This is a genomic window from Methylobacterium sp. A54F, from assembly GCF_053346035.1.
The window spans coordinates 1-255 of the sequence record NZ_JBKFBF010000239.1; the positions used below are offsets into that span (position 1 = coordinate 1).

Below are 255 nucleotides of genomic sequence, written 5' to 3' on the forward strand. Positions count from 1 at the left end.
GGCCGCCGCCCTGGCGCAGGGTGCGGATGCGGTCGCGGCGGCCTGTGAGGATCTTGTGGGGGTAGCACTGGTGTCCGACGTCCCAGACGATGCGGTCGTCGGGGGTGTCGAAGACGTGGTGGAGGGCCACGGTGAGCTCGACCACGCCGAGGCCGGAGCCGAGGTGTCCGCCGGTGACCGAGACGGCGTCGATCATCTCGGCGCGCACCGCGTCCGCCACCGCCTGCAGCTCGCCCTCGCCCAGGCGGCGAAGGT

General features: G+C 73.3%; 1 protein-coding gene. It reads right to left on the reverse strand.

The genetic code is table 11. From position 1 onward, the window contains the following. Positions 1–255 (reverse strand): 1-deoxy-D-xylulose-5-phosphate synthase N-terminal domain-containing protein (locus ACLBXP_RS26135; RefSeq protein ID WP_447670683.1); only part of this gene is annotated, 255 nt, incomplete at both ends.